The organism is Geothrix oryzae, from assembly GCF_030295385.1.
Classification (GTDB): domain Bacteria; phylum Acidobacteriota; class Holophagae; order Holophagales; family Holophagaceae; genus Geothrix; species Geothrix oryzae.
Genome location: NZ_AP027079.1, coordinates 393,457 through 415,638, shown reverse-complemented (window position 1 = coordinate 415,638; position 22,182 = coordinate 393,457). Strand labels below are relative to the sequence as shown.

22 protein-coding genes and 1 riboswitch are annotated in these 22,182 nt (G+C 69.7%); of the genes, 15 read left to right on the top strand and 7 right to left on the bottom strand.

Annotated elements, in window-relative coordinates; genetic code table 11:
* Positions 1-116: 116 nt before the first annotated feature.
* Positions 117-1,487, bottom strand: coding sequence for a sigma-54-dependent transcriptional regulator (locus tag QUD34_RS01795; RefSeq protein ID WP_286354878.1), 1,371 nt, complete (start codon positions 1,485-1,487; stop codon positions 117-119).
* Between the two features lie 90 nt (positions 1,488-1,577).
* On the opposite strand from QUD34_RS01795, the gene QUD34_RS01790 reads away from it, so the two are divergent.
* The 5 genes from QUD34_RS01790 (at position 1,578) to QUD34_RS01770 (ending at position 6,402) form a co-directional block, all read left to right on the top strand.
* On the top strand, positions 1,578-2,312 hold the full coding sequence (locus QUD34_RS01790; RefSeq protein WP_286354877.1) for a DUF4412 domain-containing protein: 735 nt from the start codon (positions 1,578-1,580) through the stop codon (positions 2,310-2,312).
* Positions 2,313-2,366: 54 nt separating this feature from the next.
* A complete protein-coding gene (gene xseB, locus QUD34_RS01785; RefSeq protein WP_286354876.1) occupies positions 2,367-2,606 on the top strand; it encodes an exodeoxyribonuclease VII small subunit in 240 nt (79 codons plus the stop codon).
* Positions 2,603-3,487 carry a polyprenyl synthetase family protein gene (locus QUD34_RS01780; RefSeq protein WP_286354875.1) on the top strand — a complete coding sequence of 295 codons (885 nt, stop codon included), beginning with the start codon at positions 2,603-2,605 and terminating at the stop codon, positions 3,485-3,487. The genes xseB and QUD34_RS01780 overlap by 4 nt, the downstream gene beginning before the upstream one ends.
* 8 nt (positions 3,488-3,495) lie before the next feature.
* Positions 3,496-5,421: a 1-deoxy-D-xylulose-5-phosphate synthase gene (gene dxs / locus QUD34_RS01775; RefSeq protein ID WP_286354874.1), complete on the top strand. Its 1,926-nt coding sequence runs from the start codon at positions 3,496-3,498 to the stop codon at positions 5,419-5,421.
* A 138-nt stretch (positions 5,422-5,559) separates the two neighbouring features.
* A complete protein-coding gene (locus QUD34_RS01770) occupies positions 5,560-6,402 on the top strand; it encodes a hypothetical protein (protein WP_286354873.1) in 843 nt (280 codons plus the stop codon).
* A gap of 17 nt (positions 6,403-6,419) precedes the next feature.
* Here the strand turns inward: QUD34_RS01770 and QUD34_RS01765 are convergent, their stop codons facing one another.
* Positions 6,420-8,027 (bottom strand): bifunctional metallophosphatase/5'-nucleotidase, encoded by a 1,608-nt coding sequence (locus tag QUD34_RS01765; protein ID WP_286354872.1) that lies wholly within the window; start codon positions 8,025-8,027, stop codon positions 6,420-6,422.
* A 99-nt stretch (positions 8,028-8,126) separates the two neighbouring features.
* On the opposite strand from QUD34_RS01765, the gene QUD34_RS01760 reads away from it, so the two are divergent.
* The 4 genes from QUD34_RS01760 to QUD34_RS01745 all read left to right on the top strand — a co-directional run bounded on the left by QUD34_RS01760 (position 8,127) and on the right by QUD34_RS01745 (position 11,338).
* Positions 8,127-8,591 (top strand): DUF6941 family protein, encoded by a 465-nt coding sequence (locus QUD34_RS01760; RefSeq protein ID WP_286354871.1) that lies wholly within the window; start codon positions 8,127-8,129, stop codon positions 8,589-8,591.
* Positions 8,592-8,679: 88 nt separating this feature from the next.
* The gene (locus QUD34_RS01755) at positions 8,680-9,681 is read left to right on the top strand and encodes a ThiF family adenylyltransferase (RefSeq protein WP_286354870.1); all 1,002 of its coding nucleotides are present in this window, start codon (positions 8,680-8,682) and stop codon (positions 9,679-9,681) included.
* A gap of 82 nt (positions 9,682-9,763) precedes the next feature.
* The gene (locus tag QUD34_RS01750) at positions 9,764-10,387 is read left to right on the top strand and encodes a non-canonical purine NTP pyrophosphatase (protein WP_286354869.1); all 624 of its coding nucleotides are present in this window, start codon (positions 9,764-9,766) and stop codon (positions 10,385-10,387) included.
* Positions 10,388-10,423: 36 nt separating this feature from the next.
* The gene (locus tag QUD34_RS01745) at positions 10,424-11,338 is read left to right on the top strand and encodes a DMT family transporter (protein ID WP_286354868.1); all 915 of its coding nucleotides are present in this window, start codon (positions 10,424-10,426) and stop codon (positions 11,336-11,338) included.
* A gap of 7 nt (positions 11,339-11,345) precedes the next feature.
* Here the strand turns inward: QUD34_RS01745 and QUD34_RS01740 are convergent, their stop codons facing one another.
* A complete protein-coding gene (locus tag QUD34_RS01740; RefSeq protein ID WP_286354867.1) occupies positions 11,346-11,702 on the bottom strand; it encodes a cupin domain-containing protein in 357 nt (118 codons plus the stop codon).
* Between the two features lie 138 nt (positions 11,703-11,840).
* Between QUD34_RS01740 and QUD34_RS01735 the strand changes: the two genes are divergently transcribed.
* On the top strand, positions 11,841-12,689 hold the full coding sequence (locus QUD34_RS01735; protein ID WP_286354866.1) for a methyl-accepting chemotaxis protein: 849 nt from the start codon (positions 11,841-11,843) through the stop codon (positions 12,687-12,689).
* A 27-nt stretch (positions 12,690-12,716) separates the two neighbouring features.
* Here QUD34_RS01735 and QUD34_RS01730 read toward each other — a convergent pair whose 3' ends face one another.
* The 3 genes from QUD34_RS01730 to mtnP form a co-directional block, all read right to left on the bottom strand.
* On the bottom strand, positions 12,717-13,541 hold the full coding sequence (locus tag QUD34_RS01730; RefSeq protein ID WP_286354865.1) for a peptidoglycan DD-metalloendopeptidase family protein: 825 nt from the start codon (positions 13,539-13,541) through the stop codon (positions 12,717-12,719).
* A gap of 61 nt (positions 13,542-13,602) precedes the next feature.
* A complete protein-coding gene (locus QUD34_RS01725) occupies positions 13,603-14,124 on the bottom strand; it encodes a hypothetical protein (RefSeq protein ID WP_286354864.1) in 522 nt (173 codons plus the stop codon).
* Entirely contained in the window at positions 14,124-14,996 is an 873-nt protein-coding gene (gene mtnP, locus QUD34_RS01720) for an S-methyl-5'-thioadenosine phosphorylase (RefSeq protein ID WP_286354863.1), read from the bottom strand. Before mtnP ends, QUD34_RS01725 begins: the two co-directional genes overlap by 1 nt.
* A 48-nt stretch (positions 14,997-15,044) precedes the next feature.
* Positions 15,045-15,246, top strand: a riboswitch (cobalamin riboswitch).
* 80 nt (positions 15,247-15,326) lie between these two features.
* Between mtnP and QUD34_RS01715 the strand changes: the two genes are divergently transcribed.
* The 5 genes from QUD34_RS01715 to QUD34_RS01695 are packed head-to-tail and all read left to right on the top strand — an operon-like array spanning position 15,327 to position 20,737.
* Complete coding sequence (locus QUD34_RS01715) at positions 15,327-17,381, top strand: TonB-dependent receptor plug domain-containing protein (RefSeq protein WP_286354862.1); 2,055 nt, start codon at positions 15,327-15,329, stop codon at positions 17,379-17,381.
* Positions 17,381-18,232 (top strand): ABC transporter substrate-binding protein, encoded by an 852-nt coding sequence (locus QUD34_RS01710; protein ID WP_286354861.1) that lies wholly within the window; start codon positions 17,381-17,383, stop codon positions 18,230-18,232. Before QUD34_RS01715 ends, QUD34_RS01710 begins: the two co-directional genes overlap by 1 nt.
* Positions 18,229-19,215 carry a FecCD family ABC transporter permease gene (locus QUD34_RS01705; RefSeq protein ID WP_286354860.1) on the top strand — a complete coding sequence of 329 codons (987 nt, stop codon included), beginning with the start codon at positions 18,229-18,231 and terminating at the stop codon, positions 19,213-19,215. The genes QUD34_RS01710 and QUD34_RS01705 overlap by 4 nt, the downstream gene beginning before the upstream one ends.
* A complete protein-coding gene (locus QUD34_RS01700) occupies positions 19,212-19,946 on the top strand; it encodes an ABC transporter ATP-binding protein (protein ID WP_286354859.1) in 735 nt (244 codons plus the stop codon). The genes QUD34_RS01705 and QUD34_RS01700 overlap by 4 nt, the downstream gene beginning before the upstream one ends.
* Complete coding sequence (locus tag QUD34_RS01695) at positions 19,937-20,737, top strand: ABC transporter substrate-binding protein (RefSeq protein ID WP_286354858.1); 801 nt, start codon at positions 19,937-19,939, stop codon at positions 20,735-20,737. The genes QUD34_RS01700 and QUD34_RS01695 overlap by 10 nt, the downstream gene beginning before the upstream one ends.
* Here the strand turns inward: QUD34_RS01695 and QUD34_RS01690 are convergent.
* The gene (locus QUD34_RS01690; RefSeq protein WP_286354857.1) at positions 20,734-21,999 is read right to left on the bottom strand and encodes a cation:proton antiporter; all 1,266 of its coding nucleotides are present in this window, start codon (positions 21,997-21,999) and stop codon (positions 20,734-20,736) included. The genes QUD34_RS01695 and QUD34_RS01690 overlap by 4 nt on opposite strands.
* Positions 22,000-22,182: the final 183 nt, after the last annotated feature.

Below are 22,182 nucleotides of genomic sequence, written 5' to 3'. Positions count from 1 at the left end.
AAGCAGCATTTGGGCCAACAAGCAACTACAGCTAAAACAACAAATAACAAACAGCGAAATCGCTCAAACCTGTTGCAAACTGCAACCCGTGGCAGCCTGCGACGGTCGCCGGTTCGCTACTCGCCCTCGTGAAGCCCGTAGCTCTTGAGTTTGCGGTAGAGGGTGGTCCGATCCACCCCCAGAATCTCGGCAATGCGCTGTTTTTCCTTGTGCTTTCCAACCAGGATCTGGATGTACCGGCGCTCCAGCTCGTCCAGCGAGGGCCAATCCTCGATCAGGGAGGGGACCCCCTCACCCGTTTCCGGCCGGCGCAGGGCCTTCTTGAGCGCGTCGGCCTGGATTTTGGCCGGCAGGTCGTCCACGGTGATCTCCCGGCCCCGGCTCAGCTGGGTGAGATTCTCCACGGCATTGCTGAGCTCACGCACATTGCCGGGCCAGGAGTAGCTCTCGAGCACCCGCCGGGCCTCGGGGTGCAGCTGATAGGCCTGCTGATCCTTCTGCCCGAACTCCGCCAGGAAGTGATCCAGCAGCGGCCCGATGTCCTCACGGCGCTCCCGCAGGGGCGGTACGGCCAGTTCCACCACGCCGAGACGATAGTAGAGATCCTCGCGGAAGGTCCCCGCCTTCACCATCTGCTGGAGGTCGCGGTTGGTGGCCGCGATGACGCGGGAATCCACCTTGATGGTCTTGTTGCCCCCCACCCGGCGGATCTCCTGCTCCTGGAGCACCCGGAGGAGCCGCACCTGGAAGCTCGGGCTGGTCTCTCCGATCTCGTCCAGGAAGATGGTCCCCCCCGAGGCCTCCTCGAACAGGCCCGGCTTCTCCCCGACGGCGCCGGTGAAGGAGCCTTTCACATGCCCGAAGAGCTCGGATTCCAGCAGGGTTTCCGTCAGGGCCCCGCAGTTCACGGCCACGAAGGCCCGGTCCCGCCGGTCGCTGGACAGGTGGATGCTCCGGGCCACCAACTCCTTGCCCGTGCCGCTCTCCCCCGTGATGAGCACCGTCGCCCGGCTGTTCTGCAGGCTCGCGATGGTCTTGTAGACCGTCATCATCTTGGGGCTCGAGCCGATCATGAGGCTGCGCTTGCCCTTGGGCGAGGCGCTCTGGACCGCGCCCTGGCCGCTGGACTGGCGGCGGGCCAGGGCCCGCGACACCAGGGCCTTCAACTCCTCGTTGTTCCAGGGCTTGCTCAGGAAGTCGAAGGCCCCTTCGCGCACGGCCTCGATGGCGGTCTCCAGGGTGCCGAAGCCCGACAGCAGGATGGTGTCCACGCCCAGGGGCTTGGCCTCCCGCAGGAGATCCAGGCCGTCCTTCTTGGCCTCCAGGTTGATGTCGGAGAGCAGCAGGTCGAAGGCTTCCTTGTGCAGCAGGTCGATGGCCTTGTCGGGATGGGTGGCCTTGGCGACCTCCAAGCCCATGGTGCCCAGGAGCTCCTCCAGGAACTCGCAGGTCTCCTTGCTGTCGTCCACCACGAGCACACGGGCCATGGGTACCCCCATCTGAAGGTATCCCAGACTGCCCTGGTCGCGAACAGGGACTGGGCGTATGCTCGGGCCACCCTTCCACGGAGAATTCCCATGCCGAAGCTTCTGGTGCTTGCCCTCGGGATGATTCTGTCTGCAGCCGGGCTCCTCGCAGGCGACCTCACCATCACCTCCCAGGTCACGGGCAAGGGGGCCCTCGCCAAGGATGGCTCCCAGGTGCAGTACCTGAGCGCCACCCGGATGCGCGTGAACCACGCCGGGTCGAAGACCGACAGCCTGGTGGACTACGGCCAGGAGGTCATCTACAGCATCGACCACGGCAAGAAGGTCACCACCAAGTTCACCTTCAAGGACATGCAGGAGACCATGCAGGCCCTGGAGGACCAGATGGCCGGCATGCCCGAGATGGTGACGAAGATGATGTTCGGCGATGTCTCCGAGGTGAAGGTCGAGCAGCTTGGCCCCGACACGGTCATGGGCCGCCCCTGCAAGAAGGTGCGCATCACCCTCGGCAAGATGGTGGAGGACCTCAGCGTGGATCCCTCCCTCCAGTTCCCGATCAAGGACTACGCGAAATCCATGGCCATGCTGAACCGGGCGCCCGGCCCCATGGGCGCGCTCTTCAAGCGCGTCTACCAGGAGACGGCCAAGCTCAAGGGCGTGCCCCTGCGCACCCGCATTACGGGACTCATGGGCATGGATGTGACCACCGAGGCTACCGCCATCGCCTCGACGCCCATCCCCGACAGCATTTGGGCCCTGCCCGCCGGCTACGCGCTGAAGGACGGCGGCAAGGAGATGAAGGAAAGCCTGAAGGGGAAGCGGTAGACTGGGCGGGGGTCCCGGCTGTTCAGATGGGGGCCCCCTTCCTTCGGACACCCCATGAGCACCCAACCCTCCTTCGACGATGGCCTGGACCGGCTGGAGGCCCTGGTGCAACAGCTGGAATCGGGCAACCTCAGCCTGGAGGACGCGCTCACGCGCTTCGAGGAGGGAGTGCAGCTGAGCCAGGCCCTGCAAAAGCAGCTGTCCGAGGCCCAGCGCCGGGTCGAGGTCCTGAAGGCCGGCCTCGGCGGCGAATACCGGGCCGACCCCCTCGACGACGCGAAGGAATCCCGGTGAGCGCCGCCGCGCAGGTCCAGGCCGACCTGGACCGCCTGCTGCCCCTGCTGGACGCCCTCCTCACCACGCCCTTCCGGGAGGGCGAGGCCGCCCGCCTGGGCGAGGCCATGCGCTACAGCCTGGAAGCCGGCGGCAAGCGGGTGCGGCCCATCCTCTGCCTGCTGGCCGCCGAGGCCGTGGGCGGCACCGCGGCCCAGGCTCTGCCCGGCGCCTTGGCCCTGGAATACATCCATACCTATTCGCTGATCCACGACGACCTGCCGGCCATGGACGACGACGACCTCCGTCGCGGCCGGCCCACCAACCACAAGGTCTATGGCGAGGGCCACGCCATCCTGGCGGGCGACGGCCTGCTGACCGAGGCCTTCGGCGTGCTGGCGACCGCGGACCTGGATCCCGTCCGCCGGGCCCAGGCCCTGGCGCTGCTGGCCGAGGGCGCGGGCTGGCGCGGCATGGTCGGGGGGCAGGCCCTGGATCTGGAAGGCGAAACGCTCGCGGCCTACGACCTGGACCACCTCCGCCTCATCCACCGCCTGAAGACCGGCGCCCTGCTGCGGACCTCCCTGGAGATCGGCGCCGTGCTCGGGGGCGCCGCCCCCGAGGAGCAGGCCGCCCTGCGGGCCTATGGCGAGGCCATCGGCCTGGCGTTCCAGATCCAGGACGACATCCTGGACGCCACCGCCACCGAGGCGGATCTGGGCAAGCGCGCCGGAAAGGATGCGGGCAGGGGTAAGATCACCTACCCTTCGCTCCTGGGCCTGGACGGCGCCCGCAACGCCCTGAGTGAAGCCACCGAGACCGCCCTATGTCACCTAGCCTCCCTTCCCAATCGCAGTTCCTTGGCAGCCTGGGCCCGTTATCTGGCCCAGCGGGCGAAATAGGGACCCGCGTGGATTCTTCCGCCCACCCGTATCCCCTGCTCGATTCCCTGGCCGCCCCCCAGCAGATCCGTCATTTCACCCCGGGTCAGCTCGAACGGCTCGCGGCCGAGGTGCGGGCCTTCGTCATCGCCTCCGTGTCGGAAACGGGAGGGCACTTCAGCTCCAACCTCGGCACCGTGGAACTGACCGTCGCCCTCTTCCACCACTTCGACTTCCTCCAGGATCGCATCGTGTGGGATGTGGGCCACCAGGCCTACCCCCACAAGATCCTCACGGGCCGCATGGACCGCTTCCCCACCCTGCGCCAGCACCACGGCCTCTCGGGCTTCCTCAAGCGGGACGAGAGCCCCTACGACCACTTCGGCGCGGGCCACGCCAGCACCAGCATCTCCGCGGCGCTGGGCATGGCCAAGGCCCGGGACCTCCAGAAGCAGAACCACACCTGCATCGCCGTCATCGGCGACGGCTCCATGACCGCGGGCATGGCCTTCGAGGGCCTCAACCAGGCCGGCTACCTGGAGGCCAAGAACTTCCTGGTGATCCTCAACGACAACGACATGAGCATCAATCCCAATGTCGGATCGCTGCAGGGCTACCTCAACCAGATCATGTCGGGCCAGTACTACCAGCGCTGGCGCGACCGCATCGAGCACGCCATCAAGTCCATCCCCCTCGAAGGCCTGAGCAAAGGCGTGGCCAAGGCGGCCAAGTGGAGCGAGGAGAGCTTCAAGCGCCTGATGGTGCCCGGGCTGCTCTTCGAGGATCTGGGCTTCCGCTACCTGGGCCCCGTGAACGGCCACGATGTGAACGCCACCTCCAAGGCCCTGGCCGAGGCCAAGGAGAAGATGAAGGACGGCCCGGTGCTGCTGCATGTGCAGACCAAGAAGGGCTACGGCTACGAACCCGCCGTGCAGGACCCGCTGAAGTGGCACGGCGTCACCGCCTTCGACGCCGAGTCCGGCGAGATCATCAAGGTCCAGGCGGACCCCGCCAAGCCCGCGCCCCCCAGCTACACCAGCGTCTTCGGCAAGGCCCTGGTGGACCTGGCGAAGAAGGACGACAAGATCGTCGGCATCACCGCCGCCATGCTGGATGGCACGGGCCTGAACTTCCTCCAGAAGGCCTTCCCGGATCGGTGCTTCGATGTGGGCATCGCCGAGCAGCACGCCGTCACCTTCGCCGCAGGCCTCGCCGCCCAGGGCATGCGCCCGGTGGCCGCCATCTACAGCACCTTCCTGCAGCGCGGCTTCGACCAGGTGGCGCACGATGTCTGCATCCAGGACCTGCCCGTGACCTTCGCCCTCGACCGCGCCGGCATCGTGGGGGCGGACGGCCCCACACACCACGGGCTCTACGACCTGGCCTACCTGCGCTGCCTCCCCAACATCATCCTCATGGCCCCCAAGGACGAGAACGAACTGCGCCGGATGCTCATGACGGCCGTCTACTGCGGACATCCGGCCGCCCTCCGCTACCCCCGGGGCAACGGCCTCGGCGTGGCGCTGGAGGAACCCATCGCCGCCCTGCCCATCGGCAAGGGCGAGCTGCTCCGCGAGGGCGGCGACCTGGTACTCTGCGCCCTGGGCGCCCTGGTGGAGCCGGCCCTGCGGATCGCGGAATCCCTGGCGGCGGAAGGCATCGACTGCGCCGTCATCAACGCCCGATTCATCAAGCCCCTGGACGAAACGCTCCTCCACACCTGGGCCCGCCGCTGCCGCGGCGTCGTCACCCTGGAGGAGGGCTGCGCCCCGGGCGGGTTCAGCGGCGCCGTGGCCGAGTCCATGGCCGATGCGGGCCTGGTCCGTCCCCTGCTCCGCTGCGCCGTACCTGACCACTTGGTCCACCACGGCGATCCCAAGCGCTTGCTGGAAGAAGAGGGCCTCAGCCCGAGCATCCTGGAAGCCAGGATCCGGACTTTCGTCCACCAGATCTAAGTAAAACCTTGCGAAAGTCCCCGGAAATTCCTAAGGTTGGTCCCAACCCACCCTGGTCGAGACACCTTTTCCGAGGCATCCGTGAAGTCATCCCGCATCTGTGCGTTCCTTCTGTGCGCCCTCGCCTGGACCCTTTCCATGCCTGCGTCCGCCCAGGCCTGGGATGCCGCGGGCCGGGCCGCCAGCTGGGCGAAGCAGGACAAGGACGATTCCTTCACCTTCTACGATGCGCAGGGCCGGTTCCTCCACACCTGGGTGCGGGACGGCGGGCTGATGCGGAGCATCTCCCTCGCCAAGCTGGAAGCCGAGCCTGACCGCTGGGTCGTGGACCCGCGCAACAACGCCTGGGTGGCCCACGGCACCACGCTCACGCTCGTGGACCGGAGCGGGCGGCTCACCACCTCGGTCAAACTGCCGGCCGAAGTGGGCGATGTCTGCTGGGACGCCAAGGGCTTCGTGATCTCGTACCGCACCGTGGAACCCTACCTCGAGAAGCGGGATTTCAAGGGCACCGAGGTGCTGTGGTCCTTCGGCGCCAAGCCCCCCAAGCGGGAGGGTCCCGCCCCCTTGAACCGCCGGCCCATCGTGTCGGACGACAGCGGGAATGTGCTGCTGGCGGATGGGAACAGCCTCAACCTCAGCATCCTCGACGGAACCACCGGCCGGAAACTGTCCGAGACCAACCTGACCCTCGGCGGCGCGCCGGTTCCGGCCCTCGAGGGCAACGCCGCCGAGCGGGGCCCCCTCGCCCTGTGGCCCGGCAAGAGCGTGGCCTTCGCGGCCGTGCCCGCCGCCCAGGTGCCCGCTTCGCAGCGCGGCACCCTGCAGGGCCTCACGCTGGCCCGCCTCGACCTCGCCCAGTCCCGCCTCGAATTCCTGCCCACCGGGCTCGATGAGAGCTACCTGCTGGTGGGCGTGCTGGACGCGGATGCCGTCTTCGCCGGCCCGAAGGGCGGCCTCATGCTGGTCAAGATCAAGTAGCCCGGGGGAATCGCCCGTCAACGCGCCAGGTTCAACACCCGCTCGCGGTCCAGGTAGGGGATGGTGCGCCATGCGTTGGTGGCCGCGGGACTGAGGCTGGGGCGGGCCAGGACATGCTCCAGCAGCAGGTTGCGCTGGGAGGCCGTCGTCACGAGCTCGGGCGTCCCGGTGAAGCCGATCGCCGCCATGTAGCCGCCCCCGCCGCGCAGCCGGTAGGTGCTCAGCGCGAGGGTGAAGGTCTGGGTGGGCTTCACCGGCTGCCCCTGGAAGCCGAGGTTCACGACCCGGCTGCCCACGGGCTTGCCCAGGTCCAGCGCATAGGTCACGCCGTCCACCGTGTCGAAGTTGTAGAACGGGACATCGCGGTCGTAGAGCTCCGGTTCCCAGCTGTAGGTGTAGTGGCGGGCGGCGTGCTCCAGGTAGGCCTTGAGCTGGGCCCCGGTGATGCGGATGCGCGCCACCTGGTTCTCGTAGGGCAGCAGCGCGTAGAACTGCCGCACACTCGTGGGCCCCTTGGGAATGAACAGCCGGGTCCCGGGCACCGCGGCGGCCGACAGCTGGGCTCCCGTGGCCTGCCGCTGCACCTGATGGAGGAGCTGCATGATCGGGGTGTCCTCCATGCGGGACCAGCGGCTGTCCAGATCCACCAGCAGGTTGGTCGCGGCCGTATCCAGGTAGCGATCCGTGGCGGCGCGCAGGGGCGCGGTCAGGCTCAGCACCTCGGCATCCACCGGGGTGTCCGAATCGGGGCGGAGGAGCCGGCCGGTGGTGGCGACCACGCGCCAGCGGCCCTTCTCCATCCGGAGGTTCAGGTCCACCACCGCCAGGGCGCGCCCCTGGGACATGGCCTGGAGGATGGGGATGCCCTTGTGCTCGACCTGCACCGCCTGGTGGGTGTGGCCCGTCAGGATGGCGTCGATCCCCGGAACCTGATCCGCGAGCCGGAGGGCGGCGTTCTCATCGCCCTCGCGGCCATCCACGGCCCCCAGGCCCGAGTGGACCAGGGCCACCACCACATCCACCTTCTCCTTCTCGCGGAGCCGCGGCACCAGCTCCCGGGCGGAGGCCACGATGTCCTGGAAGTGCAGGCCCGCATAGTTGGCCGGCTCCGTCATGGCCGGGATCCTGGGGGTGGTGAAGCCCACCAGGGCCACCCGCACCCCCGCCACCGTCAGCAGGACCTGGGCCGGGAAGGGCCGCTTCCCTTTGGCATCGACCGTGTTGGCGGACAGAAAGGAGAAACCGGCCTGTTTCTCGATCTCGCGGAGCGCCTCCAGGCCGAAGTCGTATTCGTGGTTGCCCACGGCCATGGCCGAATAGCCCAGGGCGTTCATGATGGCCATGCTGGGCTCGGGCAGGTCGCGGCGGAGCACATTCCGCACATAGTTCAGGGGCTCGCCCTGGATGGTGTCCCCGCAGTCCACCAGCACCGTGTTCGGGTTCAGGGCCCGCTGGCGGTGGATCAGGGAGGCGATCTTCGCCCAGCCCAGGTTCGCGGGCTGGAGGCTGAAGGTCTCTTCGGCCATCACGCGACCATGCAGGTCCGTGGTGCCAAGAATCTGAATCCGGGCCTCTTGGGCCTGGACGCCCAGGGCGATCAACAGGATCCAGAACCAATGCTTCATGCAGCCTCCGGGGCCGCCCGCCAACCTGTGATTGGAAGGGACCGTCTTCAAGGGTAAACTTTCCCTTCACCCAAGGATGCCCCCTCTTTCGGAGCCCTCATGCAAGAAGTCCAGATCAAGGCCCCCAAGCACGAATTCACGCTGCTCTGCGACGACATCCGCCAGGAAATGGGCGGCAAGACCTCGCTGATGGGTCTGTACGACCACCACATCGTGGTGCCCCAGGTGCCCTTCACCCTGCCCAAGGTGTGCTTCTACACCCGCTTCTCCCGCATGGACGGCCAGTTCAAGTTCGGCTTCTCCATCGTGAGCCCCACCGGCGAGCGCAAGGATGTGATCCGCGACAGCGATGTGCAGATCCCCGACGGCGCCAAGGAAGGCACCTTCAATGTCATCGCGAGCCCCTTCGAGGTGAGCGGCGAGGGCGTCTACGAAGTGATCATCTCCCTGACCAAGGGCGCCGACCGCTTCGAGTATGTCTACAAGTTCGCCATCTCCGACGCCAGCCGCCTCCAGGCCGAGTACGAAAAGGCCATGGCCGAGGGCGCGCAGGCCGGGAACTGAGTCGAGTCTTCAGCCCTGAGTCTTCAGTACGGCGCCCCGGTGGGGCGCCGTTGCTTTTAGACTGAAAACTGAATCCTGGGGACTTCCCTTGTCGGACCGCTACGCCAAGCAGCGCATTTTTCTCGGCCGCGAGGCGGACGAGGCCCTGCGCACCAAGCGCGTGGCCGTCCTGGGGCTCGGGGCCCTCGGATCGGTCATCGCGCCCTGGTTGGCCCGGGCCGGCGTGGGCCACCTCACGCTCATCGACCGCGACCTGGTGGAGGCCTCGAACCTGCAGCGGCAGCTGCTCTATGGGGAAGCCGACCTGGGCCGGCCCAAAGCCGAGGTGGCCGCGGAACGCCTGGCGGAGGCCAATTCCACCCTCGAGCTGGACCCCGTGGTGGCCGACCTGACCAGCGGCAACGCCCGGGAGCTGCTGTCGGGCTTCGACCTCATCTGCGACGGCACCGACAACTTCGAGGCCCGCTTCCTCATCAACGATGTGGCCATCCTCACGGGCACACCCTGGATCTACGCCGGCGCCATCGGCGGCGAAGGCGTCGTCTGGCCCCTGAATCCGCCGCACACCCCCTGCCTGCGCTGCCTGATCGAGGAGCCCCCCGCGGGCGGCGATGTGGACACCTGCGACAGCGCCGGCGTGCTGGGCCCCGCCGTGGGCGTCATCGCCAGCTGGGCGGCCCTGGAAGCCCTCAAGGTGCTCACCGGCAGGACGCCCCACGCCGACCTGGTCCGCTTTGATTTCTGGCATGACGAGCGCCAGTTCCTGAAGCCGCCGAAAACCCGCTGCCGCTACTGCACCGGCCGGGTGACCGAGTTCCTGGATGCCCGCTGGAGCCTGAAGGCCAGCGCCCTCTGCGGCCTGGAAGGCGTGCAGATCCGCGTGAACCCCCCGGGGAAGCTGGATCTGGCGGCCCTGCGGACGCGGCTCGAGGCCCGCACCCGCAGCCCCTGGAAGCAGACCGGACTGATGCTCAAGGGTCACGAAGGCGCCGACGAGATCACCCTCTTCGCCGACGGCCGTGCCCTCGTCCATGGCCCCATGACCCCCGAGCGGGCGCGGAGCTGGTACACCGAGGTGGTGGGGTGCTGACACTCCCCCATCCGGTACCGCTTGCGGTGATACGCAGGACCTCCCCACCCACCCGTGATTCCGCGCTCATTCAGGTGACTTCTTGACCGTCCTTTCTCCCCTCAAGGTCGTTCTCGCCTCCCGCAATGTCGGCAAGCTGCGGGAATTCTCGGAGCTTCTCCCGGAGGTCCACTTCGTGCCGTGGCCCGCGGGGGCGCCGGAGCTTCCCGAGACGGGTGCCTTCTTCCAGGACAACGCGCTGCAGAAGGCGGAGGGGGCGCTCGCCTGGTGGTTGGAACACGGCACGGAATCCGTGGACGGCGTGCTGGCGGATGATTCCGGCCTCTGCGTGGATGCCCTGTGGGGCGGGCCGGGCGTGCTCTCCGCCCGCTTTGCACCGGACCTGCCCGCCTACCGCGGCAAGAACCGCCGTCTCCTGGCCATGCTGCCCGAGGGCGCCGACCGCACGGCCCGGTTCGTGTGCGTGCTGGCCTTCGCGCCCATGCCCGGACACGCCCGCGGTGGGCCCTTCACCGTCAGCGGCGCCGTGGAGGGCGAGCTTGCCTACACCCACCGCGGCGACGGCGGCTTCGGCTACGATCCCATCTTCATCCCGGATGGCCACGACCGCACCTTCGGCGAGCTGCCCGCGGAGCTCAAGCACACGCTCAGCCACCGGGCGCGGGCCTGCGCGGCCCTGCTCGAGCGGCTCGGAGTGAGCCGGTAGCCGCGCGCCACCCGGGTTCTCCGATAGGGTGGAAGGATGACTTGGAAGCGCGAACCCCGGACCTGGACCGCCATCGCGGGCGTACTGCTGCTCTGGGCCTCGGCCTTTGCGGGCATTCGCGCGGGGCTGCGGCTGACCCCGGCGGGGGCCCCCGGCCTCGACGGCTACGGCCCCGGAGAGTTGGCGCTGCTGCGGTTCGGCACCGCTTCCACCGTCCTGGCCCTGTACGCCCTGGCGACGCGGATGCGACTGCCGGCGCGCGCAGACCTTCCCCGGATCGGCCTCGCCGGGTTTCTGGGCATCAGCATCTACCATGTGGCCCTGAACTTCGGCGAAGTGACGGTCCAGGCCGGGGCCGCTTCGCTGCTCATCTCCGCGGCGCCCGTGTTCACGGCGCTGTTGTCGGCGATGTTCCTGCACGAGCGCCTCACGCGGATCGGGTGGGGCGGCATCCTGCTGGCCTTCGCCGGCGTGTCGCTCATCGCCCTGAGCGGCGGCAAGGGACTGCGGTTCACGCCCGGCGCCCTGCTCATCCTGCTCTCCGCCGCCGTCGCGGCGGTGTTCTCCATCCTGTCGAAGCAGGATCTCCGGCGTTATGCGGCCATCGAGTTCACCAGCTACGCCATCTGGGCCGGCACGCTGCCCATGCTGGTCTTCCTGCCCGGGCTCGTCCGGCAGGCCCCCCAGGCCGCTCCGGCCGCCACCCTGGCCGTGGTCTACCTGGGCATCTTCCCCGCCGCCATCGCCTATGTCCTGTGGAACTACGCCCTGGCCCGGATGCCCGCCGGGCTGCTCTCGAGCTTCCTCTACCTCTCGCCCGTGATCGCCAGCCTCATCGCCTGGGTGTGGCTCCGGGAAGTACCCACTCCGCTCACGGTCCTCGGGGGTGGCATCGCCATCGCCGGCGTCATCGTGGTGCAGACCCGGGGCCACGCCCGCGGACAAGGCTAGGTGGCCGCTAGGCGGTCTCGTCCTTCCGCGTGAGCAGCCCCAGGAAGGTGAGGGGGGCATCCGAGTCGTTGATCAGGCCGTGGGTGCCCCCCGCCTTGACCAGGAACAGGTCGCCCTCCGCCACGGGGAATCGCTCGCCGTCGAGGATTCCGGTCCCCCGTCCCTCCAGGATCAGGTAGAGGTCCTCCGTGTTGGGATGGGCGTGCTCCCCGATGGTGGCGCCGGGTTCCAGGGTGGTGCGGCCGACGCTGAGCACGCCCGCCATCTCGCCGGCCTTCAGGAACTCAACGCCCCGGCCCGAACCCAGGCCGCCGCGGATGCCGACCTTGGTTTCCTCCACCAGCTCGGATCGTCTCCGGATCATGAACGGCCCCCTCCTTCAGCAGGGTACCTGAGTTCCCGGATCGGCGGCCCAGGGCCGCCGGGGCTCGCCCTTTCTTTCCCGGCTCCCGATCATTGATTCATCCGTTACCTTGGATCAACCCGGACCCACAGGTGAGCCATGGATGCCGTCATCGCCGACAGGATCGTCAATTTCATCTTTGCCGAGACGGGGCTCTACACCATCGTTTGCGATGACCGGGGAATCATCGTGGCGGCCAAGGTGGCCTCCAGGGTGGGGAATCCCCATGCCGGCGCCCAGCGGATGCTGGCGGAGAAGCTCCCGCAGATCACCATCACGGCCGAGGAGGAAGAGCGTTCCGGCGGCCTGGTCAAGATGGGCACCACCCTGCCCATCATCTACAAGGGCGACTGGATCGGCACCTTCGGCATCAGCGGGGATCTGGGCAACACCGCTCCCATCGCGAAGATCGCCGCCGGCATCATCGGGAAGGAACTGCAGGAGGCGGAGAACGACGCCCACCTGGTGGAGCAGGCCTCGCAGCTGGAGCGATCCATCGCGGTCATCGCCGGCTCCGTGGAGAAGCTCCTCGCTTCCCAGGGGGAGCTCACCGAAACCATGCGGCAGGTCGTCACCCTCCTGGAGGCCTCCTCGAAGGATGTGGAGGGCACCGGCAACATGATCGCCACCATCCAGGCCATGGCCGACCAGACGAACATGCTGGGGCTGAACGCGGCCATCGAGGCCGCCCACGCCGGGGAGCACGGCCGGGGCTTCACCATCGTGGCGGAGGCGGTGCGGAAGCTCGCCGACCAGAGCAGCAGCTCCGCGGACGACATCCAGGCCTCCCACGGCCGTCTGCACGACTCCATGGCCCAGGTCATCGCCTTCTCCGAGCGGTCCATGCTCGCGGCCCAGGACCAGGGGCGGGCCACCGAGGCCATCAACGCCATGGTCTCGGAGCTCAAGCAGATCGGGGAAGGGCTGCTCGCCAGGGCCACCCACTAGGGCAGGACGGCCCGAGACGGCGGCAGGCTACAGGAAGAGGCGCGGATCGACCCGGGCGTCGTTGAGGCTGAGGGACCAGTGCAGGTGAGGGCCCGAGGCCCGGCCCGTCATCCCCACCTCGCCCACCAGATCCCCGGCCTTCACGGTCTGGCCCTGCGTCACGGTGATCTTGGACAAGTGGCAGAGCAGGCTGACCACGCCTTCGCCATGGGCGATGAACACCGCCTTGCCGCTGAAGAAGAAGTCGCCCGTCAGCACGATGGTACCGGCGGCGGGCGCCCGCACGGGCTGGCCCTGGGGCGCCCGGATATCGAGGCCCGCATGGGGCGAACGGGGAATGCCGTTGAAGATCCGGCGCATGCCGAAGGAGGCCGTCAACGCGCCGGGCACCGGACGCTGGAACGCCAGAGAGGGGACGGAGCCTTCCGGGCGGGCCTTCCAGGCCGGTCCGATGAGGGCCTGCTCCTTCTCGATCCGGGCCTCGTCCTCGGCGTCGGGGGTCACCTTGCGCGAGTCCTTCAGCTGGACCCGCTGCTCGGGGTAGCGCTTGGGCTTGATGGTGAACGGCACCTCGCGGCCCTCCACCTCGACATGGTCCACGCCGGGCTTCGCGCTCAGTCGGATCCCCACCACCGCCACCCACCCCTGGCCGCTCCGCCGCACCAGCACCGGCTCGCCGTGGTAGGTCGCCCGGGGCGAGGCCTTCCCGGGGAGGAGAACGACCGCCACGCCGCCGGGGACGGGGGAGGGGTGGAATGGAAGGGCCAGGGCCTCCGCGCGGAGAGAGCCCCCGGACAGGACGGTGAGGATCAGGGCCGCGGAACACCGGGCCAAGGAAGGAGCAGAAGACATCCGGGAATCCTCTCGAACGGGGGTCCCAGGATACCGGGACCGGCCGATGCGCTTCAGGCCCTTACGCGGGGCGGGAAGTCTCGCCCTCGGGAGAGGGCTCTGCTGTTTCAGGCGCGGTTTCAGGCATGGATTCAGGCGTGGATGCGGGCGCGGCGCCCGGGACCTCCGGACCCATCCCCGCCTCCCGCATCTTCACGGCGTCCTGATAGGCGGCCAGCACGGCGGTGCGGATGCGGAGGTAGGAAGTCTCGGTGACCTTGGTGTTGAAGGTGAGCGTGGCCACGAGGTAATCGCGGCCGTCGGGCAGGGTCTGGGGAGCGCTCACCTGGACCTGGGGCGGCATGATGGCCGACGAACTGCCCTCGCGAAGGCGCACGGACAGGGCCTCGCACCAGGCCTGCAGCTTCGGGGTGTGGGCCAGGCCCTCCGCGGGGGAGGTCACCATCACCCGGCCGTAGAGGGTGAAGAACAGCCGCAGCTGCGGCGGATCGAAGGAATGGTTCAGGTACCCCGACATGCTGGCGATCTGCTGGAAGTCCTTCAGCAGGGCCTGGAGCTTGGCGCTGGGGGCGGCCAGGGCCATCAGGGCGTCCCGTAGCCGTACTTGGCCACCAGCAGGCCCAGCCGCTGCAGGGCATCGCTGGGAACCTGCTCCGGCGCGGTGTAGAGCGCGGCCTTCAGGGCTTCCCCGCAGGCACAGGTTCGCGCGGCGGCGGCGAGGCCGGGCACGGCGGCGCGGAGCAGGCGCTGGGCCTTGTCCACATTGGCGTGCATGACTTCCAACACGGAGGCCGCGTCCACGCCCTCTTCCTCCTCCCGCCAGGCGTCGTAGTCCGTCACCAGGGCGATGCAGGCGTAGCATAGCTCGGCCTCGCGGGCCAGGCGTGCCTCGGTCACCTGGGTCATGCCGATGAGGTCGGCGCCCCAGCTCTGGTGCAGGCGGCTTTCAGCGCGGGTGGAGAAGGCCGGTCCCTCCATGCAGACATACAGCGCGTCCTCCTCCAGAGGCAGGGCCAGCTCCCGTCCGGCGGCCAGGAGCGCTTTCGAGACATGGCCGCAGGTGGGTTCCGCGAAGCTCACATGAGCCACCAGTCCCCCACCGAAGAAGGTGTCCTGCCGGTGCCTGGTCTTGTCGATGAACTGGCCCACCAGCCGCAGGTCGCCGGGCCGGTGGCGGGCCTGGAGGCTGCCCACGGCGGACACGGAGATCAGGCGCTCCACGCCCAGGAACTTCAGGGCCCAGAGGTTGGCGCGGTAGTTGACCTCGCTGGGCGTGAAGCGGTGGCCTTCGCCGTGACGGGCCAGGAAGGCCACCGGAGCGCCATCCAGCGTGCCGAGATGCACAGGCCCGGAGGGCGCGCCGAAGGGGGTGTCCACCACCTCCGCCCGGTCCAGGGCCAGGCCCTCCATCCGGTAGAGACCACTGCCGCCGATGATGCCGATGGGTGCGTTCATGCCCCCATTGTACTTGCGGTCCCGCCGGGCGCCGTGCTTCCCTTGAGGTTCTGACAATTCGTGCTGGATGCACGGGAAGCAGGTGCGAATCCTGCGCTGCCCCGCAACGGTATGCACCACATGGCCAGCCCCTTGGGCATGTGAGACCTCAAGTCCGAGTCACTGGGAATCGTCCCGGGAAGGCTCGGAGGGCGCCGAAAGGTTCCTGTCGCGTGCGAGCCCGGAGACCGGTCCTGCACCTCACCCCCCGTCGCGGGACCGGGTTGGGCCATGGTCTCCCACCTTTGCGGGGATCCGCCCAGCCGCCGCGGCACCATGCGTGGAGGCATGATGGGTTCTGCCCGAGTTCTCTTCTCCCTGGCGGCGATGTCCGCCCTTTTCCCTGCAGCGGCCCGCGCCGGTCTCGCCGAGGCCGACCGGAAGCCGGCGGAAGCGACGGTCACCGTCAGCGCCGAGGCCCAGCCCGTGGAGGTCACCCGCACCCCGGCCCCCGTGCGCATCCTGGAGGCCGAAGAGCTGGCCCGCCTGGGCAGCCGCACCCTGGCCGAGCTGCTGGAGATCCTCCAGCCCGGCGCGGTGATGACCAGCGGCGGCCCCGGCAATCAGGGCTCCGCCTTCCTCAACGGCACCCTCAGCCGGAATGTGGTGGTGCTGCTGGACGGCCTGCGGGTGAACGATCCCACGGCCACCAGCCCGGACCTGGGCGCCCTCAGCCTGGTGGGCATCGCCCGCGTGGAGCTGGTGCTGGGGCCCGCCTCCGTGCTCTACGGCAGCGACGCCATCGGCGGCGTCATCGCCCTGACCAGCCTGGGCCGCGGCGCCAGCGGCTTCCACGGTCAGGCAGGCCTGAAAACCGGCACGGACGGACAGCTGGGCGGTACCGCCCAGGTTCAAATGACCGGCGACCGGGGCTGGATCGCCGCCGGTGCCGAGGCCCAGAAGCAGGAAAGCAGCTTTCCGAACGATGCCTTCCGTCAGGCCGGGGGCTTCCTGCGCCTGGGGACGAAGCTCCAGACGGGCCTCGGCGCGATGGAGCTCACGGGCTTCTACCGCAACGGCGGGCAGACCGCTTCCGTGCCCTTCACCACCGCGGGCTATCCCGCCGCGCGCAGCTACGAGCCGGGCCGCGAGACCCGGGCCCGCCAGGAAAGCTGGGGCGCCAGCCTCCGCTGGAGCCTGGCGCCGACCCTCCTGCTGGAGAACACCCTCCAGGTCCTGTCGGGCAGCACGGGCGATCCCAACGGCCCCCTGCGCCAGCAGACGGACCGCGACTTCCGGCGCGTGGAGGACCAGCTCACCCTGCACTGGACCCCCTCGAGCGCCTTCCGCCTCTCCGGCCGCCTCGAGGGCCGCGAAGACACCAGCCATGCCAAGAACTACTACGACCCCTCCACCTACGCCGCCGTGCGATACCGGGGCGAAGGGCGGGACCTGGCCGGGGCCCTCGAATCCCGCTGGACGATCGCGGAAGGCCTCGACTGGGTGGCGGGCCTGCGGCGCGATGCAGGCCACCGCGACCTCACCCGCTACGACTCCCTGCTCCGCAGCCGGGCCGGCAGCGCCGAGGCCGGTACCTGGCGCACGGGCCTCAACTGGACCCTCGCCCCGGAGCTGCGGCTCTATGCCAGCGCGGGTCAGGGCTTCCGCATGCCCAGCACCACGGAGTTTGCCCTCAACGCCCAGGCCGAAAGCCAGGACGGGAGGACCTACGCCATCCTTCCCGAGCGCAGCCGCACCTTCCAGGTCGGTGCCACAGGGCAGTTCGCCAGCCACTGGGAGTACCGCCTGGAGGCCCAGCGCACCCGCATCTCCGACCTGCTGGCCTATGTCTATGACACCAGTTTCGCCTGGCCCGCCCTGTTCACCTCCCACTATGCGAACCAGGGCGCCATCCGCGCCCAGAGCCTCGAAGGCGCCCTCGGGTGGCGGGGCGGCACGGAGGTGGCCTGCGGCTGGGACCTGATCCTCCGCAGCCAGGAGACGCGCGACCTGGACCACAACACCGGGGCCGACCGCTTCGGCCAGCAGAACACGGCCATCCTGCGGCACCCCTTCTTCACCGCCGCCGTCTCGGCCTTCGCCCAGTCGAAGCGCTGGCGCGCCAGCTTTCGCCTGGATCGCGTGGGACCCCGCTACGACCTGAGCGACACCACCTACCAGGTCATCTCCACCGGAAAGCCCTACCGCGATCTCAGCGTGGGCCTGGCCCATGAACCGCTGAAGAACCTCACCCTGGCCCTGCGGGGCGAGCACCTGCTCCAGAAGAGGCAGACCACCCAGGATTGGCTCAGCGGTCGCTACGATCAGGAAGGGGATGCCGCGCTGGTCTACGGCTTCCCGGCCCCGGGCCCCCGCTGGACCCTGGCCGCGACCTGGAGGTGGTGATGTCCCGCTCGTCCGCCCCGCGTCTGTTCGCCCTCCTGCTGCTGCTCGTCCTGCCGCTGCTGGCGGCGCGCCCCCAGAGGGTGGTGAGCCAGGCCGTGGGCACGGACGAGCTGCTGCTGGCCCTGGCGGATCCCGGCCAGATCGCCGCCCTGAGCCACATCGGCCGGGATGGCCGGTTCAGCGTCGTGGCCGACGAGGCGAAGCGGTTCCCGTCGCTGAAGGACAGCGATGCGGAAAGCGTGCTGCGCTTCCGTCCCGACCTCGTGCTGGCCGCCAGCTTCACCCGCCCCGAGACCCTGGCCCTGCTCCGGCGGGCCGGGGTCCGGCTGGTGGTCCTGGACCGCTTCGACACACTGGAGGATGTCTACGCCAGCCTGCGGATCCTGGGCCGCGAGCTGGGCCAGCAGGCCCGCGCCGAGGCCCTCATCGCCAGCTGCCGCGGGCGCGTCGAGGCCCTGGCCGCCCGGTTGAAGGGCGTCCGTCCCGTGCGCGTGCTCACCGCCGGGGCCTATCCCTTCACCTCGGGTGCCGGCACCACCTTCCAGGATTTCTGCGATCACGCCGGCGCCTTGAATGTGGCGGCGGAGGCCGGACTCAAGGGACACGCGCCGACGCCTTCCGAAAAGCTGCTCACCTGGAATCCCGAGGTCCTGGTCGTTTCCGGCGACCGGCCGGACGGAGCCGACATCCGTGCGCGCCTCGCGGAGATCCCCCACTACCGGGCCCTGGCCGCCTTCCGGGCCGGGCGCTTCGCAGTGATCCCCGGAGCCCTCATGTCCTCCGTGTCCCACCACCGCATCGACGCCTATGAACGGTTGGCCAGGGCGCTGCATCCCGAGCGGTTCCGGTGAAATCCCGTCTGGCCCTTCCCGCGCTCCTGGCGCTGCTGGTCCTGGCCTTCCTGGCCTCGCTGGCCTTCGGTGAGCTGAGGCTCAGCTTTGGCCAGGTACTCGGTGCGCTGACGGGCGGTGGGGATGAGATCGCCCGCACCGTGGTACGGGACTTCCGCCTGCCCCGGGCCCTGGTGGGGGCCGCGGCGGGGGCGGCCCTGGGCGCCAGCGGCGTGGTGATGCAGGCCTTCTTCCGCAATCCCCTGGCCAGCCCGGGTCTGCTGGGCGTCAGCAGCGGCGGGGCCCTGGGCGCCGTGGCCGTGCTGGCCCTGGCCCCGGCCACCGGCCTCGCCGCCGCCACCCTCTGGGCCCTGCCCCTGGCCTCGATCCTGGGGGCCTTCGCCGCCACGGGCGCCGTGCTCATGCTGGCCCAACGCGGCGCGGGCACGGAGCGCCTGCTGCTCTCCGGTGTGGCCCTCAATGCCCTGCTGGGCGCCGGCACCAGCTTCCTGCTCACCACCACCGCCGGGCACTTCGAGGTGAACGCCCAGATCCTCTTCTGGCTCATGGGCGGGCTGGAGAGCCGCAGCTGGGAGCATGTGTGGATGGGCGTTCCGGCCATCCTCGGCGCCTGCCTGCTGCTCCTGCCCCTGGGCCGGCCCATGGACCTGCTGAGCCTGGGCGAGCAGAGCGCCCAGAGCCTCGGTGTGGATGTGCGCCGCCTCCGCCGCCAGCTCATTCTCCTCTCCACCGTGCTCACGGCCCTGGCCACGGCCGTGGGGGGCATCATCGGCTTCGTGGGCCTGGTGGTCCCCCATGTGCTGCGGCTGGCCTTCGGCCCGGATCATCGCCGCCTGCTGCCCTACTCCATGATCGGTGGGGCCGCCTTCCTCCTGGCCTGCGACCTCGTCACCCGGACCTTCCCCCTGGGCATGCGCCTCGGCGTCGTCACCGCCCTCATCGGTGGTCCCTTCTTCCTGTGGCTGCTGCGGAGGCCGCGATGACGGGTGCGATGGGTCCCGCCTTGCGGGCCGCCGGCTTGACGGTGCCCGGCCGCCTGGAGGCCGTGTCGGCGGAGCTGGGGCCCGGCGAGCTGGTGGCCGTGGTGGGACCGAACGGCGCGGGCAAGTCCACGCTGATCCAGGCCCTAGCGGGGCTGCTACCCGCCGATGGCGTTGTCCACTGGAATGGACAACCGCTGTCGCGGATCCCCACCGCCGAGCGGGGCCGTCGCCTGGCCTGGGTGAGCCAGGAAGCCCATTTCGAATTCGCCTTCCCCGTCCGCGAAGTGGTGGCCCAGGGCCGCTACGCCTGGGGCGACGACCTCACGGGCGTGGCCGAGGCCCTGGCGGAGCTGGACCTCACGCACCTCACCGACCGCCCCGCCACGCGCCTGTCCGGGGGCGAGCGCCACCGCGTGGGCCTGGCCCGGGCCCTGGCCACCGAGGCGCCCATCCAACTGTGGGACGAGCCCGTGGCCCAGCTGGATGTCCGCCATGCCCTCGAGGTGATGCGCTTGGCCCGGCGCCTGACGGATGCGGGCAGCACTGTGGTGGTGAGCCTCCACGACCTCCGCACCGCCTACCGCTTCGACCGCGTCCTCGTGCTCGACCGGGGCCGCCTCGTGGGCAACGGGAAGCCCCACGATGTGCTGACCGCCGCCCTCATCCGCGAGGTCTTCCGCGTGGAGGCGACCTTCGTGGAGAGCCTGGTGCCGGAGCTGCCGTGCGAGTGACCGGCGCCCACGGGACGCCCTGGGATCTGGCCGCTCCGCCCCGCCGCGTGATCAGCCTCGTCTCCAGCGCCACGGAAGTGCTCTTCGAGCTCGGCTGCGGCGATTCGGTGATTGGCGTGACGCCCTACTGCGGGCGCTATGTGGAAGGTCTTGCGGCACCGGTCGTCGGGGACTACCTGCACGCCGATGCCGAGGCCCTGCGCGCCCTGGAGCCCGACCTCATCCTCGTGACCTCCGGCATCCAGGCCGCGCTGGGCAGACGCCTGGCGGAAGCAGGTCTGCCGGTCTACGCCCTGCCCCTGCCCGCCAGCCGCTTCGGCATCCTGGAAAACCAGGTTGCGATCGGTGGCCTCATGCATCGCGTGGGCGTCGCGCGGGCCCTCTCCAGCCGCATGGAAGCGGGGTTCGCCGAGCTGATGGCATCGGTTCCGAAGCGCCGCCCGAAGACCTTCATCGAGATGTGGTGCGGCCGCCACCTTCGGGCCATCGGCGGCCTCTCCTTCATCCACGACCTGCTGGAGCTGGCGGGCGGAGAACCCGTGCCCACGCCGACCTCCGAAGCCTACCCCCGGCCCGATCTCGAGGCCGTGGCCGCGGCTCGCCCGGATGCGATCATCCTGTTCCAGGAACCCGAGCATCCCGTGGACGGCGCCACCCTCCTCGCCGAGCGCGGCTGGACCTGGGGCCCGCGCCTCATCGATTCCGGCATCGCCAAGGGGCGGAACATCATCCACGACGGGCCGAGCTACCTGGAGACGGCGCGCTGGCTGCGGAGGCAGCTCTCCGGTTAGCCCTTCCTCAGCACCCAGCCCAGCCCCACCGGCCCCGCCACGGTGGTGAGCAGCAGGGCGCCGATGATGCCGGCCTGGATCTCGGGGCTCAGCAAGGGCACCCCATTCAGTTGGAGCTGGGCACCGGCGGCCACGAAAATGAGGCCCACCTCGCCGCGGGGCACCATGCCCCACCCCACCACGGCCGCGCGGGTGCCGGCCCCGCCGCCGAAGCCCGCGATGTATTTCCCGGCCACGCCGAGCAGGGCCAACACGGCGGCGAAGCCCAGGGTGGCGGGCTTGAAGAGCGCGGACGGATCCACCTTCGCGCCCATCAACACGAAGAAGAGGGGCGACAGCACCGTCACCAGGGGATGCACCAGCTCTTCGAGCGTGTGCCGCTCGCGGCGTTCCAGATCCTCGATGTGGGCGGGCTCCAGGATGAGCCCCGCGGCGTAGGCCCCCACGATGGAGGCCAGCCCGGCGAGGCTGCCCAGCCAGGCCAGCAGGAAGGCGAACCCGAGGCCCAGGGGCAGCAGCACCTGCTCGCCGCGGAACCGGCTGGCCAGCTGGAAGAGGCGCGGGGTGACCAGCCGGCCCAGCGTCAGCGCGGCGGCGAGGAAGCCCAGGGCCAGGAGCAGTGTCCAGGCCAGGTTGGATCCCATGGCATCGCCGGCGGCGCCTGGCCCGGCGCCTGGCCCGACGCTGGGGGCGGCACTGGCCACCATGCCCGAGACGGCCACCAGCACCAGCAGGCCCAGCACATCGTCCACCACGGCCGCTCCCACGATGATGCGGCCTTCCATGGAATCGGAGGCTCCCTTCTCCCGCAGCACCTGGGCGGAGATGCCGATGCTGGTCGCGCAGAGGCAGGCGCCGATGAAGAGGTCGAGCACGAAGGGCGAGCCCTTCGGCAGCAGCAGCCAGGCGCCCGCCAGGCCTGCGGCCATGGGCACTCCCACGCCGATGAGGGCCACCCGCAGGGAGGCCACGCCCACCTTCAGCATCTGCGGCACCGTCGATTCCAGCCCCACGGCGAACATCAGCACCACCACGCCCAGGCCTCCCAGCAGCTCCGCGGCCGGCGAAGCCGCCACTTCCGGAAACAGGGGCCAGGCCCGGTGCAGGGCCGTGAGGGCCAGGCCCACGGCCAGCTCCCCCGTGACGGCGGGCAGCTTCAGCCGCACCGCCAGCTCTCCGCCCAGCTTCGCCGACAGCCACAGCAGGGCCAGCAGCATCAGCGTGCCCGCCAGGGGATCGTGGACCAGGAAGGCCAGGAACATGGAAGCCTCGCAAAACCGCAGACGCGACCTCCATTCAAGCATCCCCGGCCACCCACGGGGCCACCCGTGGGGCCGCTCGCGGGGGCCGGCCGCGTCCTGGACACGCCCCGAGGCCCGGGGGCACACTGCCTCATGGCCCCCGAGATCGAGACGGAACCCGGCGACGAGAAACGCTCCGCTTCA

Excerpts from the sequence above, each read along its gene's own strand:
- QUD34_RS01770 (WP_286354873.1), top strand. The coding sequence starts at position 5,560 with ATGCCTGCGTCCGCCCAGGCCTGGGATGCCGCGGGCCGGGCCGCCAGC.
- QUD34_RS01745 (WP_286354868.1), top strand. The coding sequence starts at position 10,424 with ATGACTTGGAAGCGCGAACCCCGGACCTGGACCGCCATCGCGGGCGTA.
- mtnP (WP_286354863.1), bottom strand. The coding sequence starts at position 14,996 with ATGAACGCACCCATCGGCATCATCGGCGGCAGTGGTCTCTACCGGATG.
- QUD34_RS01700 (WP_286354859.1), top strand. The coding sequence starts at position 19,212 with ATGACGGGTGCGATGGGTCCCGCCTTGCGGGCCGCCGGCTTGACGGTG.
- QUD34_RS01735 (WP_286354866.1), top strand. The coding sequence starts at position 11,841 with ATGGATGCCGTCATCGCCGACAGGATCGTCAATTTCATCTTTGCCGAG.
- QUD34_RS01690 (WP_286354857.1), bottom strand. The coding sequence starts at position 21,999 with ATGTTCCTGGCCTTCCTGGTCCACGATCCCCTGGCGGGCACGCTGATG.
- QUD34_RS01725 (WP_286354864.1), bottom strand. The coding sequence starts at position 14,124 with ATGGCCCTGGCCGCCCCCAGCGCCAAGCTCCAGGCCCTGCTGAAGGAC.
- QUD34_RS01795 (WP_286354878.1), bottom strand. The coding sequence starts at position 1,487 with ATGGCCCGTGTGCTCGTGGTGGACGACAGCAAGGAGACCTGCGAGTTC.
- QUD34_RS01715 (WP_286354862.1), top strand. The coding sequence starts at position 15,327 with ATGGGTTCTGCCCGAGTTCTCTTCTCCCTGGCGGCGATGTCCGCCCTT.
- xseB (WP_286354876.1), top strand. The coding sequence starts at position 2,367 with ATGAGCACCCAACCCTCCTTCGACGATGGCCTGGACCGGCTGGAGGCC.
- QUD34_RS01760 (WP_286354871.1), top strand. The coding sequence starts at position 8,127 with ATGCAAGAAGTCCAGATCAAGGCCCCCAAGCACGAATTCACGCTGCTC.
- QUD34_RS01710 (WP_286354861.1), top strand. The coding sequence starts at position 17,381 with ATGTCCCGCTCGTCCGCCCCGCGTCTGTTCGCCCTCCTGCTGCTGCTC.
- QUD34_RS01765 (WP_286354872.1), bottom strand. The coding sequence starts at position 8,027 with ATGAAGCATTGGTTCTGGATCCTGTTGATCGCCCTGGGCGTCCAGGCC.
- QUD34_RS01740 (WP_286354867.1), bottom strand. The coding sequence starts at position 11,702 with ATGATCCGGAGACGATCCGAGCTGGTGGAGGAAACCAAGGTCGGCATC.
- QUD34_RS01730 (WP_286354865.1), bottom strand. The coding sequence starts at position 13,541 with ATGTCTTCTGCTCCTTCCTTGGCCCGGTGTTCCGCGGCCCTGATCCTC.
- QUD34_RS01790 (WP_286354877.1), top strand. The coding sequence starts at position 1,578 with ATGCCGAAGCTTCTGGTGCTTGCCCTCGGGATGATTCTGTCTGCAGCC.